Annotated in this window: 12 protein-coding genes; all 12 read left to right on the top strand. The window is 65.8% G+C overall.

Annotated features, from left to right (window positions below; all coding sequences use genetic code 11):
- Positions 1-104: 104 nt before the first annotated feature.
- The 12 genes from DN387_RS22690 (at position 105) to DN387_RS22635 (ending at position 14,584) form a co-directional block, all read left to right on the top strand.
- Positions 105-1,730 carry an ABC transporter substrate-binding protein gene (locus DN387_RS22690; protein ID WP_054916389.1) on the top strand — a complete coding sequence of 542 codons (1,626 nt, stop codon included), beginning with the start codon at positions 105-107 and terminating at the stop codon, positions 1,728-1,730.
- 237 nt (positions 1,731-1,967) lie between these two features.
- Positions 1,968-3,563, top strand: coding sequence for an ABC transporter substrate-binding protein (locus tag DN387_RS22685; protein WP_043862489.1), 1,596 nt, complete (start codon positions 1,968-1,970; stop codon positions 3,561-3,563).
- 90 nt (positions 3,564-3,653) lie between these two features.
- Positions 3,654-5,033: an OprD family porin gene (locus DN387_RS22680; protein ID WP_254506364.1), complete on the top strand. Its 1,380-nt coding sequence runs from the start codon at positions 3,654-3,656 to the stop codon at positions 5,031-5,033.
- 74 nt (positions 5,034-5,107) lie between these two features.
- Positions 5,108-6,703 (top strand): ABC transporter substrate-binding protein, encoded by a 1,596-nt coding sequence (locus tag DN387_RS22675; RefSeq protein WP_054916391.1) that lies wholly within the window; start codon positions 5,108-5,110, stop codon positions 6,701-6,703.
- Between the two features lie 72 nt (positions 6,704-6,775).
- Positions 6,776-7,786: an ABC transporter permease subunit gene (locus DN387_RS22670; protein WP_043862492.1), complete on the top strand. Its 1,011-nt coding sequence runs from the start codon at positions 6,776-6,778 to the stop codon at positions 7,784-7,786.
- A gap of 11 nt (positions 7,787-7,797) precedes the next feature.
- Positions 7,798-8,727 (top strand): ABC transporter permease subunit, encoded by a 930-nt coding sequence (locus DN387_RS22665; protein ID WP_054916392.1) that lies wholly within the window; start codon positions 7,798-7,800, stop codon positions 8,725-8,727.
- 10 nt (positions 8,728-8,737) lie between these two features.
- The gene (locus tag DN387_RS22660) at positions 8,738-9,706 is read left to right on the top strand and encodes an ABC transporter ATP-binding protein (RefSeq protein ID WP_054916393.1); all 969 of its coding nucleotides are present in this window, start codon (positions 8,738-8,740) and stop codon (positions 9,704-9,706) included.
- On the top strand, positions 9,706-10,674 hold the full coding sequence (locus DN387_RS22655; RefSeq protein ID WP_043862495.1) for a peptide ABC transporter ATP-binding protein: 969 nt from the start codon (positions 9,706-9,708) through the stop codon (positions 10,672-10,674). Before DN387_RS22660 ends, DN387_RS22655 begins: the two co-directional genes overlap by 1 nt.
- Before the next feature lie 130 nt (positions 10,675-10,804).
- Positions 10,805-11,638 carry a nuclear transport factor 2 family protein gene (locus DN387_RS22650; RefSeq protein ID WP_054916394.1) on the top strand — a complete coding sequence of 278 codons (834 nt, stop codon included), beginning with the start codon at positions 10,805-10,807 and terminating at the stop codon, positions 11,636-11,638.
- A gap of 38 nt (positions 11,639-11,676) precedes the next feature.
- A complete protein-coding gene (locus tag DN387_RS22645) occupies positions 11,677-13,083 on the top strand; it encodes an FAD-binding oxidoreductase (RefSeq protein ID WP_054916395.1) in 1,407 nt (468 codons plus the stop codon).
- A gap of 25 nt (positions 13,084-13,108) precedes the next feature.
- Positions 13,109-13,450, top strand: coding sequence for a cupin domain-containing protein (locus tag DN387_RS22640; protein WP_043862498.1), 342 nt, complete (start codon positions 13,109-13,111; stop codon positions 13,448-13,450).
- Positions 13,451-13,504: 54 nt separating this feature from the next.
- Positions 13,505-14,584: a polyamine ABC transporter substrate-binding protein gene (locus DN387_RS22635; RefSeq protein ID WP_054916396.1), complete on the top strand. Its 1,080-nt coding sequence runs from the start codon at positions 13,505-13,507 to the stop codon at positions 14,582-14,584.
- The last annotated feature ends 2 nt before the right edge of the window (positions 14,585-14,586 follow it).

The raw sequence follows: 14,586 nt of genomic DNA, 5'->3' as shown, positions 1-14,586 counted from the left end.
TCAGCTATGGTTTGAGGGTCGCGCTGGTCAACAGGCCAGCCTCCCTGCCCGCCGAGCGGCCCCACTGGCCGCCCGGCGCACCAATGACATCGATGAGGCCAACAATGCTCAAACACGCGGTCCTTCCCTACCTGCTCGGCGCAGGCCTGCTGGCCGGCGCACCGCTGGCCCATGCGGCCAGCAACCTGGTGTTCTGCTCCGAGGGCAGCCCGGCGGGCTTCGACCCGGGCCAGTACACCACCAGCACCGACTTCGACGCCTCGGCCGAGACCGTCTTCAACCGCCTCAGCCAGTTCGAACGCGGCGGTACGGCGGTGATCCCCGGGCTTGCCACACGCTGGGACATCAGCGACGACGGCCTGAGCTACACCTTCCACCTGCGCGAAGGCGTGCAGTTCCACAGCACCGACTACTTCAAGCCCAGCCGCCCCTTCAACGCCGATGACGTGCTGTTCACCTTCAACCGCATGCTCGACAGGAACCTGCCGTTTCGCAAGGCCTACCCCACCGAGTTCCCCTACTTCACCGACATGGGCATGGACAAGAACATCGTCAAGCTCGAAAAGCTCGACGAACACACGGTCAGGTTCACCCTGGCCAGCGTGGACGCCGCGTTCATCCAGAACATGGCCATGAGCTTCGCCTCGATCCAGTCCGCCGAATACGCCGAGCAACTGCTCAAGCAGGGCAAGCCGGCCGACATCAACCAGAAGCCGATCGGCACCGGCCCCTTCGTGTTCGCCAAGTACCAGAAAGACGCGCAGATCCGCTTCAAGGGCAACAAGACCTACTGGCAACCGCAGGACGTGAAGATCGACAACCTGATCTTCGCCATCACCACCGACCCGTCGGTGCGCATGCAGAAGCTCAAGAAGAACGAATGCCAGATCACCCTGTTCCCGCGCCCGGCCGACCTCAAGTCGCTGGAAGCGGACCCCAACCTGAACCTGCCGCACCAGGCAGGCTTCAACCTGGGCTACATCGCCTACAACGTGACCGACCCGATCAAGGGCACCACCGCGCCCAACCCCATGGCCCAGCTCAAGGTGCGCCAGGCCCTGGACATGGCGGTGAACAAGCAGCAGATCATCGACGCGGTGTACCAGGGCGCGGGGCAGCTGGCTGTCAATGCCATGCCGCCCACCCAGTGGAGCTACGACGACACCATCAAGGACGTGCCCTACGACCCGGCCAAAGCCAAGGCGCTGGTGCAGGAGGCCGGGGTCAGGGAGGGCACCGAGATCACCCTGTGGGCCATGCCGGTGCAACGCCCCTACAACCCCAACGCCCGGCTCATGGCCGAGATGATCCAGGCCGACTGGGCGAAGATCGGCATCAAGGCCAGCATCGTCAGCTACGAGTGGGGCGAATACATGAAGCGCGCCAAGGCCGGTGAGAACGGCGCCATGCTGATCGGCTGGAGCGGCGACAACGGCGACCCGGACAACTGGCTGGGCACCCTCTACGGCTGCGACGCGGTGAACGGCAACAACTTCTCCAAATGGTGCGACCCCGCCTACGACGCGCTGATCAAGCAGGCCAAGGCCACCCCCGACCAGGCCCGACGCACCGAGCTGTACAAGCAGGCGCAGCACATCATCAAGGCGCAGGTGCCGATCACCCCGATCGCCCATTCCACGGTGTACCAGCCGATGCGCAAGACCGTGCAGGACTTCAAGATCAGCCCCTTCGGCCTGAATGCCTTCTACGGCGTAAGCGTCAGCCAATAGACACGCAACGCGATGTTTAGCCTGTCCCTGCGGGCGCCGAGCTCATCGGTGCACGCGGGGCACTGATACCTGCTTGAAAATTACGACACCACACCAAGATTTTTCCCACGCCTCACACCCACTTCCTTACCTGCACGCCCGCCGCCCGCGTCCCTACCGTGGAGCGCGTGGTGGTGCTGGCACCCTGCTGTCGCCGCGCCCCCCACGCCTCGTACAACAACAAAGGAATGGGACCGCATGCGTATTTCTCCGGTTTTCGCCGCACTGCTGGGCCTGGGGGCACTGGCCTATGGCCCGACAGCCCTGGCCAAGGGCAACCTGGTGTTCTGCTCCGAGGGCAGCCCGGGCGGCTTCGATATCGCCCAGTACACCACCTCCATCGAAAACGACGCCGCCGAGCCGCTGTACAACGGCCTGGTGGAATTCGAACGCGGCGCCACCCGCGTCATCCCCTCGCTGGCGACCGGCTGGGACGTTTCCGATGACGGCCTGACCTATACCTTCCGCCTGCGCCAGGGCGTGAAGTTCCACGCCAACAAGGACTTCACCCCCACCCGCGACTTCAACGCCGACGACGTGCTGCTCACCTTCCAGCGCATGCTCGACCCACAGCACCCGTTTCGCGTGGCCTACCCGGCCGAGTTCCCCTACTTCGTCAGCATGGACCTGGACAAGAACATCGCCCGGGTCGAAAAGCGCGACCCCTACACGGTGGTCTTCACCCTCAACAGCGTCGATGCCGCCTTCATCCAGAACCTGGCCATGGGCTTTGCCTCGATCGTCTCGGCCGAATACGCCACCCAGCTGATGGCCAGCGGGCGCCTCAGCGACTTCGACCAGAAGCCGATCGGCACCGGCCCCTTCGTGTTCCAGCGCTACCAGAAGGATGCGCAGATCCGCTACCGGGCCAACCCCGACTACTGGGACCCGCAACAGGTCAGGCTCGACCAGCTGATCTTCTCGATCAACACCGACGCCTCGGTGCGGGTGCAGAAGCTGCGCAAGGGGGAATGCCAGGTCACCGTCAACCCGCGCCCCGCCGACCTCAAGGCCCTGGCCGCCGACCCGAAGATCAACATGCTCGACCAGCCCGGCTTCAACCTGGGCTACATCGCCTACAACGTGCAGCACCCGCCGTTCGACCAACTGCAGGTGCGCCAGGCCATGGACATGGCGGTGAACAAGGCGGCCATCGTCAAGGCGGTGTACCAGGATGCCGGCCAACTGGCCGTGAACTTCATGCCCCCCACCCAGTGGTCCTACGACCCGAGCATCCGCGATGCCGGCTACGACCCCGACAAGGCCCGCGCCCTGCTGGCGGCCGCCGGGGTCAAGCCCGGCACGCCCATCACCCTGTGGGCCATGCCGGTGCAACGCCCCTACAACCCCAACGCCAAGCTGATGGCCGAGATGCTCCAGGCCGACTGGGGCAAGGTCGGGCTGGACGTGAAGATCGTCAGCTACGAATGGGGCGAGTACATCAAGCGCACCAAGAACGGCGAGCACGACGTGATGCTGCTGGGCTGGACCGGTGACAACGGCGACCCCGACAACTGGATGGGCACCCTCTACAGCTGCGGTGCCATCGGCAGCAACAACGTGTCGATGTGGTGCGACCCCGAATACGACGCCCTGGTGCAGCAGGCCAAGCGCATCACCGACCCCGCCGCGCGCACCGCGCTGTACCAGCAGGCCCAGCAGCGCATGAAGCAGCAGGTGCCGATCACCCCGGTCGCCCACTCCACCGTGCATCAACCGCTGAGCGTCCGGGTACAGGACTTCAAGGTCAGCCCGTTCGGGCGCAACAGTTTTTCGGGCGTCAGCGTCGACTGACCTCTGCCCGCCCCCTCCCAAGGTTCACCGCCGCACCCGCCGGGCTCACGAGGCCCGGCGGCTAATAAAAACATGCAAAGGAGCATCACCTTGAGACCTACCCGACACGCAGCACTTTGCCTGGCCCTTGGCGGCCTGAGCGCGCTGGCCCAGGCCGAACCCGTCAGCCAGGATTTCGTTGCGCTTACCCTGCGCACCACCTCCGACCAGGCCCAGGCCAGCGGCTTTCTCGACGGCCAGCGCCTGTCCGGCTCGACCCGCAACTGGTACGCCCACGAGCACGCCACCCGCGGGCCACTGTGGTCGTACAGCAAGCGCGACGGCAGCCGCCACCCCACCAGCAGCCGCGACAACTGGGTCCAGGGCACCCTCCTCAACTACACCTCCGGCTTCACCGAGGGCACCGTGGGCCTGAGCACCGAAGTGGCGCTGTACAACGCGGTGGCCCTGCAGCGCGGTCGCGCCAGCGTGGCCGGGCCGAACAACCGCACCCTCACCCACGGCGACGGCGAGGTGCTCGACCAGTGGAGCAAGGTCGGCCTGGCCAACCTCAAGGCCCGGGTGTCAAACACCACCCTCACCGCCGGCCGCCAGTCCATCGACACCCCGGTGATCGCCTACATCGGCAACCGCGCACTGCCCTCCAGCTTCCAGGGCGTGAGCCTGCACAGCGCCGAGTTCGACAACCTGAGCTTCGACCTGGGCACCTTCGACCGCGTGTCGATGCGTACCGAGCAGGGCCAGAGCAAGTTTCGCTCCGAGTATGGCGATTCCCGCCAGTTCACCGACCGGGTCAGCATGGCCGGGGTCAACTACCAGCCGCTGCAGAGCCTGAGCACCAGCCTCTACGTATCCAAGGTCGAGGACCTGTGGAACCAGTACTACTTCGGCGCCAACCACCTGCTGGGCGACAACGCGGTGCTGGGCCTGAACACCGGGCTCAACTACTACAAGACCCGCGACGCCGGCCAGAGCAAGCTGGGCGCCATCGACAACGACACCTTCAGCCTGTCGCTGGCCCTGACCCACCAGGCGCACACCGTGTCGGTCGCCTACCAGCAGGTCAACGGCAACGAGTACTTCGACTACCTGCACGACACCAACGCGATCTTCCTGGCCAACTCGCTGCTGTCGGATTTCAACGGCCCCAACGAGAAATCACTGCAGATCGGCTACGTGCTGAACATGGCCCCCTTCGGCGTGCCCGGCCTCAAGTTCAACCTGTACAACGCCCGCGGCTGGGGCATCGACGGCACCCATTACAAGGGCGGTGGCTACGACGTGAAGAACCTCGACGGCGAGCACCACGACGAATGGGGCATCGGCACCAGCTATGCCGTACAAGGCGGCGCGTTCAAGGACACCACCGTGCGCGCCACCTACACCACCCACCGCGCCAGCAAATTGCAGGGTGACGGGAGCCTGAACGAGGTGCGCGTGGTCACAACCATTCCGTTCAACATCCTCTAGGGCGGCAGGTCGCGGCCGATTCGCCGAATCGGCCGCGATGGCTACGCTGGTTTAATCGAATGCAGGGAAGTGTCATGAAACAGTCAACCCTACAGGCTGCCCTTGCAGCCATCCTGTTGAGCGCCGCAGCCCCGCTGATGGCCAAGCCCCTGGTGGTGTGCACCGAGGCCAGCCCCGAGGGCTTCGACATCGTGCAGTACACCACGGCCGTCACCGCCGATGCCGCCGCAGAAACCCTGTTCAACCGCCTGGTGGACTTCAAGCCCGGCACCACCGAGGTGCAGCCGGCCCTGGCCGAACGCTGGGAGGTCAGCCCCGACGGCCTGACCTACACCTTTCACCTGCGCAGCGGGGTCAGGTTCCACACCACCGACTACTTCACCCCCACCCGCGACCTGAACGCCGACGACGTGCTGTGGAGCTTCCAGCGCCAGCTCGACCCCGCCCACCCCTGGCACGACAAGACCAGCATCGGCTTCCCCTATTTCGAGAGCATGGGTTTCCAGCACCTGCTCAAGTCGGTGGAAAAGCTCGACCCGCACACCGTGGCGTTTCACCTGACCCGCCCCGAGGCACCGTTTCTGCGCGACCTGGCCATGGCCTTCACCTCGATCTATTCCGCCGAATACGCCGACCAGTTGCTCAAGGCCGGCACCACCGCCGAACTCAACAGCAAGCCGGTCGGCACCGGCCCGTTCATCTTCCAGCGCTACAACAAGGACGCGCAGGTGCGCTACAGGCCCAACCCGGACTACTTTCGCGGCAAGCCGCCGAGCGATGCGCTGATCTTCGCCATCACCCCCGACAACAACGTGCGCCTGCAGAAGCTGCGCGCCAACGAATGCCAGGTGGCGCTGTACCCCAAGCCCGACGACATACCCGGCATCAAGGCCGACGCGCGCCTGAAGGTGGCCGAAATGGAGGCCCTGACCACCGGCTACATCTCGCTCAACACCGAGCACAGGTACCTGAGCGACGTGCGCGTACGACGCGCCATCAACCTGGCCTTCGACCGCGAACACCATGTCGAGCAACTGTTCGGCAAGGGCAACGCCCTGCTGGCGGTGAACCCCTACCCGCCGACCCTGATGGGCTACAACAGCCAGAACCGCAACCCGCCCCGCGACCTGGACCAGGCCCGCGCGCTGCTCAAGGAGGCCGGCGTACCCGAAGGCACCGTGCTCACCCTGTTCACCCGCAACGGCGGCGGGCCCACCAACCCCAACCCGCGCCTGAGCGCCGAGATGCTTCAGGCCGACCTCGCCCAGGTCGGCCTGAAGGTCGACATCCGCGTGATGGAATGGGCCGAGATGCTGCGCCGCGCCAAGGCCGGCGAAGCCGACATGGTGTCGGCCGGCTGGGCGGGCGACAACGGCGACCCGGACAACTTCCTGACCCCGCTGCTCAGCTGCGCCGCAGCGAAGAATGGGGAAAACTACGCACGCTGGTGCAACCCGCGATTCCAGGTGCTGATCGACCACGCCCGCGAAACCGCCGACCCCGATCAACGCGCCGCACTCTATGTCCAGGCACTGGCGGTGTACGATGAGGCCAAACCGTGGATCAACATGGCCCACCCGAAGGTGTTCACCGCCCTGCGCGAGAACGTCGAGGGCTACGTCATCAACCCGATGACCAACAACAACTTCGCCACCACGCGGGTGAAGTAGAACGATAACGCTTGCAGCGCCCGCCCCCGAGCGCTCGCAGGCATGCCTTAGGCTGATGAGGTACACCACACGATGTTTAGTTTTATTGCACGGCGTCTGGGCCTGTTGATCCCGTCGTTCTTCGGCATCACCCTGCTCACGTTCGCGCTCATACGCCTGATCCCCGGTGACCCGGTGGAGGTGATGATGGGCGAACGCAGGGTCGACCCCGAGATGCACGCCCAGGCCATGGAACGGCTCGGCCTGAACAAGCCGCTGGCGCAGCAGTACCTGGACTACGTCGGCAAGCTGGCCCAGGGCGACCTGGGCGAGTCGCTGCGTACCCGCGAAAGCGTGTGGCACGAGTTTCTCGCGCTGTTCCCCGCCACCCTCGAACTGGCCATGGCCGCGCTGCTGTTCGCCGGCATCGTCGGGCTGCTGGCCGGGGTGATCGCCGCGCTCAAGCGCGGCTCGCTGTTCGATCACGGGGTCATGGGCATCTCCCTGGCCGGCTACTCGATGCCGATCTTCTGGTGGGGCCTGATCCTGATCATGTTCTTCTCGGTCGGGTTGGGCTGGACGCCGGTGTCCGGGCGCATCGACCTGCTCTACGACATCGAGCCGACCACCGGCTTCATGCTCATCGACACCCTGCTCAGCGACGAGGAAGGCGCGTTCAAGGACGCGTTGATGCACCTGATCCTGCCGGCCATCGTGCTCGGCACCATCCCGCTGGCGGTGATCGCACGCATGACCCGCTCCTCGATGCTCGAAGTGCTGCGCGAGGACTACATCCGCACCGCACGGGCCAAGGGCCTGTCGCCGGCACGGGTGGTGTTCGTGCACGGCCTGCGCAACGCGCTGATCCCGGTGCTTACGGTGGTCGGCCTGCAGGTCGGCACGTTGCTCGGTGGCGCGGTGCTTACCGAAACCATCTTTTCCTGGCCGGGCATCGGCAAATGGCTGATCGAAGCCATCGGCGCCCGTGACTACCCCGTGGTACAGAACGGCATCCTGTTGATTGCCTGCCTGGTGATCCTGGTCAACTTCGTCGTGGACATCCTCTACGGCCTGGCCAACCCACGCATCCGACATCAGCGCTGAGGCCTTCGCTCATGACCAATCCGCTTGCAAAAACCGCTGCCGTCGACGCCGCGCCGCTCGACCAGAGCCTGCTCTACCCCTCCCCCTACAAGGAATTCTGGCACGCCTTCTCGCGCAACAAGGGCGCGGTGGCCGGCCTGCTGTTCATGTGCCTGATCGTGTTCTGCGCGCTGTTCGCCCCGTGGGTGGCGCCGCACAACCCCAGCGAGCAGTACCGCGACTTTCTGCTGACCCCGCCGGTATGGCTCGAAGGCGGCCAATGGCAGTTTCTGCTGGGTACCGACGAGCTGGGCCGCGACCTGCTCTCGCGGCTGATCCAGGGTTCGCGCCTGTCGCTGCTGATCGGCCTGTCATCGGTAATGATCTCGCTGATCCCGGGCGTGCTGCTGGGCCTGCTGGCCGGGTTTTTCCCGCGCCTGCTTGGCCCGTCCATCATGCGCCTGATGGACGTGATGCTGGCGCTGCCCTCGCTGCTGCTGGCGGTGGCCATCGTGGCGATCCTGGGCCCTGGCCTGATCAACACCGTGATCGCCATCGCCATCGTCTCGCTGCCGGCCTACGTGCGCCTGACCCGCGCCGCGGTGATGGGCGAGCTGAACCGCGACTACGTCACCGCCGCACGCCTGGCCGGGGCACGCCTGCCGCGCCTGATGTTCGTGACCGTGCTGCCCAACTGCATGGCGCCGCTGATCGTGCAGGCCACCCTGAGTTTCAGTTCGGCGATTCTCGATGCCGCCGCGCTGGGCTTCCTGGGCCTGGGCGTGCAACCGCCGACCCCGGAGTGGGGCACCATGCTGGCCTCGGCCCGCGACTACATCGAACGCGCCTGGTGGGTGGTCAGCCTGCCGGGCCTGACCATCCTGCTCAGCGTGCTGGCAATCAACCTGATGGGCGACGGGCTGCGCGATGCGCTGGACCCGAAACTCAAGAATGCCGCCTGAGGAGAAGCCCATGTCACTTCTACACATCAAGAACCTGAGCGTGCGCTTCGGCGACGCCTCGGCGGTACCGGTGGTCGACGGCCTCGACCTGAACGTGGAAAAGGGCGAGGTGCTGGCGATTGTCGGCGAGTCCGGCTCGGGCAAGTCGGTGACCATGATGGCGCTGATGGGCCTGATCGACGCCCCCGGGCGCATCACCGCCGACGCCTTGACCTTCAACGGCAGCGACATGCTCACCCTGAGCGGCCGGCAGCGGCGCAAGGTGGTCGGCAAGGACATGGCGATGGTCTTCCAGGACCCCATGACCGCACTCAACCCCAGCTACACCGTGGGTTTCCAGATCGAGGAGGTGCTGCGCCAGCACCTGGGGCTGCGCGGCAAGGCGGCGCGCCAGCGTGCGCTGGAGCTGCTGAAGAAGGTCGAGATCCCGGCCCCGGAAAGCCGCCTGGATGCCTACCCCCATCAACTCTCCGGCGGCATGAGCCAGCGCGTGGCAATCGCCATGGCGATTGCCGGCGAACCCAAGCTGCTGATCGCCGACGAGCCCACCACGGCGCTGGACGTGACCATTCAGGCGCAGATCATGGAGCTGCTGCTCAACCTGCAGAAAGAGCAGGACATGGCGCTGATCCTGATTACCCACGACCTTGCCGTGGTGGCCGAAACCGCCCGCCGCGTGTGCGTGATGTATGCCGGCCAGGCAGTGGAAGTCGGCCAGGTGCCCGAGCTGTTCGAGGTGCCTGCGCACCCCTACAGCGAAGCCCTGCTGGCAGCGATCCCCGAGCACAGCGAAGGCGCCGAGCGCCTGGCGACCCTGCCCGGCATCGTGCCCGGACGCTACGACCGGCCCCACGGCTGCCTGCTGTCGCCGCGCTGCCCCTACGTGCAGGACCACTGCCGCCAGCAACGTCCGAGCCTGGACCCCAAGGCCCACAGCCTGGCCCGCTGCTTCTACCCGCTCAACCAGGAGGTGGCGTGATGAGCGTCGTACTGACCGCCCGTGACCTCACCCGTCATTACGAAGTGTCCCTGGGCCTGTTCAAGGGCCATGCCCTGGTACGCGCCCTCAATGGGGTGTCGTTCGAACTGGAGGCCGGCAAGACCCTGGCCGTGGTCGGCGAATCCGGCTGCGGCAAGTCGACCCTGGCCCGCGCCCTGACCCTGATCGAGGAACCGTCGTCGGGCTCGTTGCAGATCGCCGGGCAGGAGGTGGCCGGTGCCAGCAAGCAGCAGCGCCGGCAACTGCGCCGCGATGTGCAGATGGTGTTCCAGAGCCCCTATGCTTCGCTCAACCCGCGCCAGAAGGTCGGTGACCAACTGGCCGAGCCGCTGCTGATCAACACCCGGCTGTCCAGGGCCGAACGCCGCGAAAAGGTGCAGGCGATGATGCAGCAGGTGGGCCTGCGGCCCGAGCACTACCAGCGCTACCCGCACATGTTCTCCGGTGGCCAGCGCCAGCGCATCGCCCTGGCGCGGGCCATGATGCTGCAACCCAAGGTGCTGGTGGCGGACGAGCCGACCTCGGCGCTGGACGTGTCGATCCAGGCGCAGGTGCTGAACCTGTTCATGGACCTGCAGAAGGAGTTCAACACCGCCTACGTGTTCATCTCGCACAACCTGGCGGTGGTACGGCATGTGGCCGACCAGGTACTGGTGATGTACCTGGGGCGCCCGGCGGAAATGGGGCCCAAGGAGGATATCTATGCCAGGCCTTTGCACCCTTACACCCAGGCCCTGCTGTCGGCGACCCCGACCATTCACCCCGACCCGCTCAAGCCAAAGATCAGGATCGTGGGCGAGCTGCCCAACCCGCTGAACCCACCGCCGGGGTGCGCGTTCCACAAGCGTTGCCCGTATGCCACCGAGCGCTGTGCCAGTGAAGAGCCGGCGTTCCGGCCAGTGGGTACACGGCAGGTGGCGTGCCACTATGCGGAGCAGTTTCTCTAGAACCGCTGCGCCAGCAATCGCGGGTCAAGCCCGCTCCCACACGGATCACTGCTGTCCTTGTGGGAGCGGGCTTGACCCGCGATAGGGCCCTGCAGGTATTCTGCTTTCCTACCTCCAATGAGCCAGCCCCATGGCCGCACACCCGATCCCCGACGGCCCCGAACACACCGCCGAAACCGCCGCCACCGTGCTGCGCTACCACCTGTGCTGGAAACACCGCGATCTCGACGGCGTGATGGCGCTCTATCACCCCGACATCCAGTACAACGACTTCTTCCAGAACCGCGTACTGCACCTGGCCGAGCTGCGCGAATACGTGGCCGCCAGCATGCCGCGCCAGGACGGCGAGGACATCGTGCACAGCGACCGCATCCGCACCGACGGCTGCACCGCCTTCATCCAGTACCAGGTAACGCTGCGCGGCGGCGACGGCATCACCGCGTTTCGTGCCAGCGAGGCCATCACCGTGCGCGACGGCCTGATCTGGCAGGTCAACGAATACGCCTCGCTGGTGCGCGAGCCTTCACGCCACACCGGCCACCCCAGCCTGCGCCCGGCCACCAGCCGCCTGGGCCTGTCACCGCGCCAGCTGAGCTTCATGGCCCAGGACCTGCAGCACTACTTCACCCGTCGCCAGCCCTATCTGGACCCGCAACTGGACCTGCAACAGGTCGCCCGCGAGTGCGGCTACAGCCGCAACCAGATCTCCTACCTGCTCAACCAGGTGCTGGGCCAGAGCTTCTACCGCTACGTCAACCAGGCCCGCCTGCAGCATCTGCTGGCTGAACTGGAGCGCGCAGGCCCGGCGCCCAAGGTCGATGACCTGGCCTTCGCCGCCGGCTTCAATTCACTGTCGGCGTTCTACAAGTGCTTTCGCCAGCACACCGGCCTGTCGCCCAAGGCCTACGTGCAACAGATTTCTCTGCGGACACGCACGCAAGACAATCCGCCCGCCCGGCCCTAGCATCGGCCCACACCGTTACGGATGTGGAGCCGAACACAATGCAGGCATGGCGCAGTATCAGCCTTTGGATGGACCAGCTTGACGAGCCGCTGATCGCGCGCCCGGCGTTGCGCCAGGACCTGGACGTGGATGTATGCATCATCGGCGCCGGCTACACGGGCCTGTGGAGCGCCTACTACCTCAAGCGCCAGGCACCGCACCTGAACATCGCCATCGTCGAGGCCAACATCGCAGGCTTCGGCGCCTCGGGGCGTAACGGCGGCTGGCTGATGGGCAACCTCCTGGGCGAAGACCGCCTGCTGGCCGACTGCTCCCCCGAACAGCGCCGCGACGCCTATGACCTGCTGCACGGCATCCCCGACGAAGTGGAAACGGTACTCGAGCGCGAAGGCATCCACTGCGACTACCGCAAGGGCGGCGCCCTTTATTGCGCGGCGCGCTACCCCGAGCAGGAAGCGAGCCTGCGCAGTTACCTGCAAAAGCTCTACCGGCAGGGCCTGAACGAGGCCGAGTATCGCTGGCTGAGCCCGGTCGAGCTGGCCGCGCAGCTGCGCATCGCCAAGCCCTATGGGGCGATCTACACGCCGAACGTGGCCACCGTGCACCCGGCCAAACTGGTGCGCGGCCTGGCCCGGGCCGTCGAGCGTCTGGGGGTGAAGCTCTACGAGAACAGCCCGGTCATCGACTGGCACAAGGGTCAGGTACGCACCGCCCAGGCACAGGTGCGCTGCCAGTGGGTGGTGCCGGCGGTGGAAGGCTATGCCGTCGGGCTGCCGCCGCTGGGGCGCTATCAGTTGCCGGTACAGAGCCTGCTGGTGGCCACCGAGCCGCTGCCTGAGCAGGTGTGGGAGCAGATCGGCCTGAACGCCGGTCAGGCCTTCAGCGAAAACAGCCGCCAGGTCACCTACGGCCAGCGCAGTGCCGACAACCGCCTGGTGTTCGGCGCCCGCGGCGGCTATCGCTTCGCCGGGCGCCTGCGCGAAGACTTCACCCTCAGCGACAGCGAAATCGGCCTGCGCCGCTACCTGTTCGGCGAGCTGTTTCCGCAGCTCAAGAACGTCGACATCACCCACGCCTGGGGCGGCAACCTGGGCATGGCGCGGCGCTTTCGCCCGCACATGCTGTGCGATGCCGAGCAGGGAATCGCCCTGGCCGGTGGCTATGGCGGCGAAGGCGTGGGCGCCAGCAACCTGGGCGGGCGCACCGTGGCGGCGCTGATCCTGGGCCAACGCAACGCACTCACCGCCCAGCCCTGGGTACACCCCGCGGCGCGCCTGAACAGCCTGGCGCGCTGGGAGCCCGAGCCGTGCCGCTGGCTCGGCTACAACGCGATCATCAAGAGCTTCGTCCACGAAGACCAGACCCTTGCCAACCCGGCCAGCGCCCCCTGGCGCCGGCGCCTGGCCAGCGGTGTGGCGGACTTCATGGAAAGCCTGATGCACTGACTTCCCCCTGCACAGGACCACCGGCATGCGCATTACCCAGTTCAAGCACACCCATAGCGTCGCTCTCGAACAGTCAAACCCGGTGGCCGTGCCCCTGGGCGAGCCGGTGGCGGTCACCTCGGTGACCTGCGTGGAGCGCAACGACGGCGTCGAAACCGGCATCTGGGAATGTACCCCGGGCCGCTGGCGACGCCAGATCGAGCAGCAGGAGTTCTGCCACTTCATCAAGGGCCGCTGCACCTTCACCCCCGATGGCGGCGAGCCGCTGACCATAGAAGCCGGCGACGCACTGATGTTGCCGGCCAACAGCACCGGTATCTGGGATATCCACGAGACCGTGCGCAAGACCTACGTATTGATTTTCTGATCCTTTGATCGCCTGCCTCCTTCGACAAAAACAGACCAAGCAAGGAATCCGGACATGCGCCCATTGCTCTTCGCCCCGCTGTTGCTGGCCGCCTCAATCGCCCAGGCGGCCGACTCGGTAAAAATCTACAACTGGTCCAGCTACATCGCCCCCGACACCCTTAAGAACTTCCAGGCCGCCAGCGGCATCGTGCCCACCTATGACGTGTTCGACAGCAACGAGACCCTCGACGGCAAGCTGATGACCGGCAACTCGGGCTACGACGTGGTGTTCCCCTCCAACCACTTCATGGCCCGGCAGATCCAGGGCAAGGCGCTCAAGGCGCTGGACAAGCGCCAGTTGCCCAACTGGAAGAACCTCAACCCGGTGCTGCTCAAGGCGCTGGAAGTCAACGACCCGGGCAACCGCTACGGCTTCCCCTACCTGTGGGGCAGCACCGGCATCGGCTACAACATCGACAAGGTCAAGGCGGCGCTGGGCGAGAATGCCCCGGTGGACTCCTGGGACCTGATCTTCAAGCCCGAGAACATCAGCAAGCTCAAGAGCTGCGGCGTGGCGATCCTCGACAACGGCCCCGAACTGCTGCCGATCGCGCTCAACTACCTGGGCCTGCCGCACCACAGCCAGGACCCGGCCGACTACGAGAAGGCCAAGGCCCTGCTGATGAAGGTGCGCCCGTACATCAGCTACTTCCACTCCTCCAAGTACACCGGCGACCTGGCCAACGGCGATATCTGCGTGGTGGTGGGCTTCTCCGGCGACGTGCTGCAGGCCAGAAACCGTGCAGAAGAGGCCAGAAACGGGGTGAAGGTGGGCTATGAGATTCCCAGGGAAGGCGCGCCGATGTGGTTCGACATGGTCGCCATGCCCGCCGATGCCCCGGACGAAAAGGCCGGCTATGCCTACATGAACTACCTGTTGCAGCCCGAGGTGATGGCCGACATCAGCAACCATGTGCAGTACGCCAACGGCAACCAGGCAGCCGACCGCCTGGTGGACCCGGCGCTCAAGGCCAACAGCATGATCTACCCGACCGATGCCATGCTCGGCAAGCTGTTCGCCCTGCAGGCCATGCCGGCCAAGATCGACCGCCTGCGCACCCGCATCTGGACCAGCATCAAGGCCGGCAACTGAGC

It is taken from the genome of Pseudomonas sp. FBF18 (assembly GCF_024261405.1).
Taxonomy (GTDB): domain Bacteria; phylum Pseudomonadota; class Gammaproteobacteria; order Pseudomonadales; family Pseudomonadaceae; genus Aquipseudomonas; species Aquipseudomonas palmensis.
Note: the sequence above shows the minus strand (reverse complement) of the source record. Positions and strands in the feature narration are given on the sequence as shown.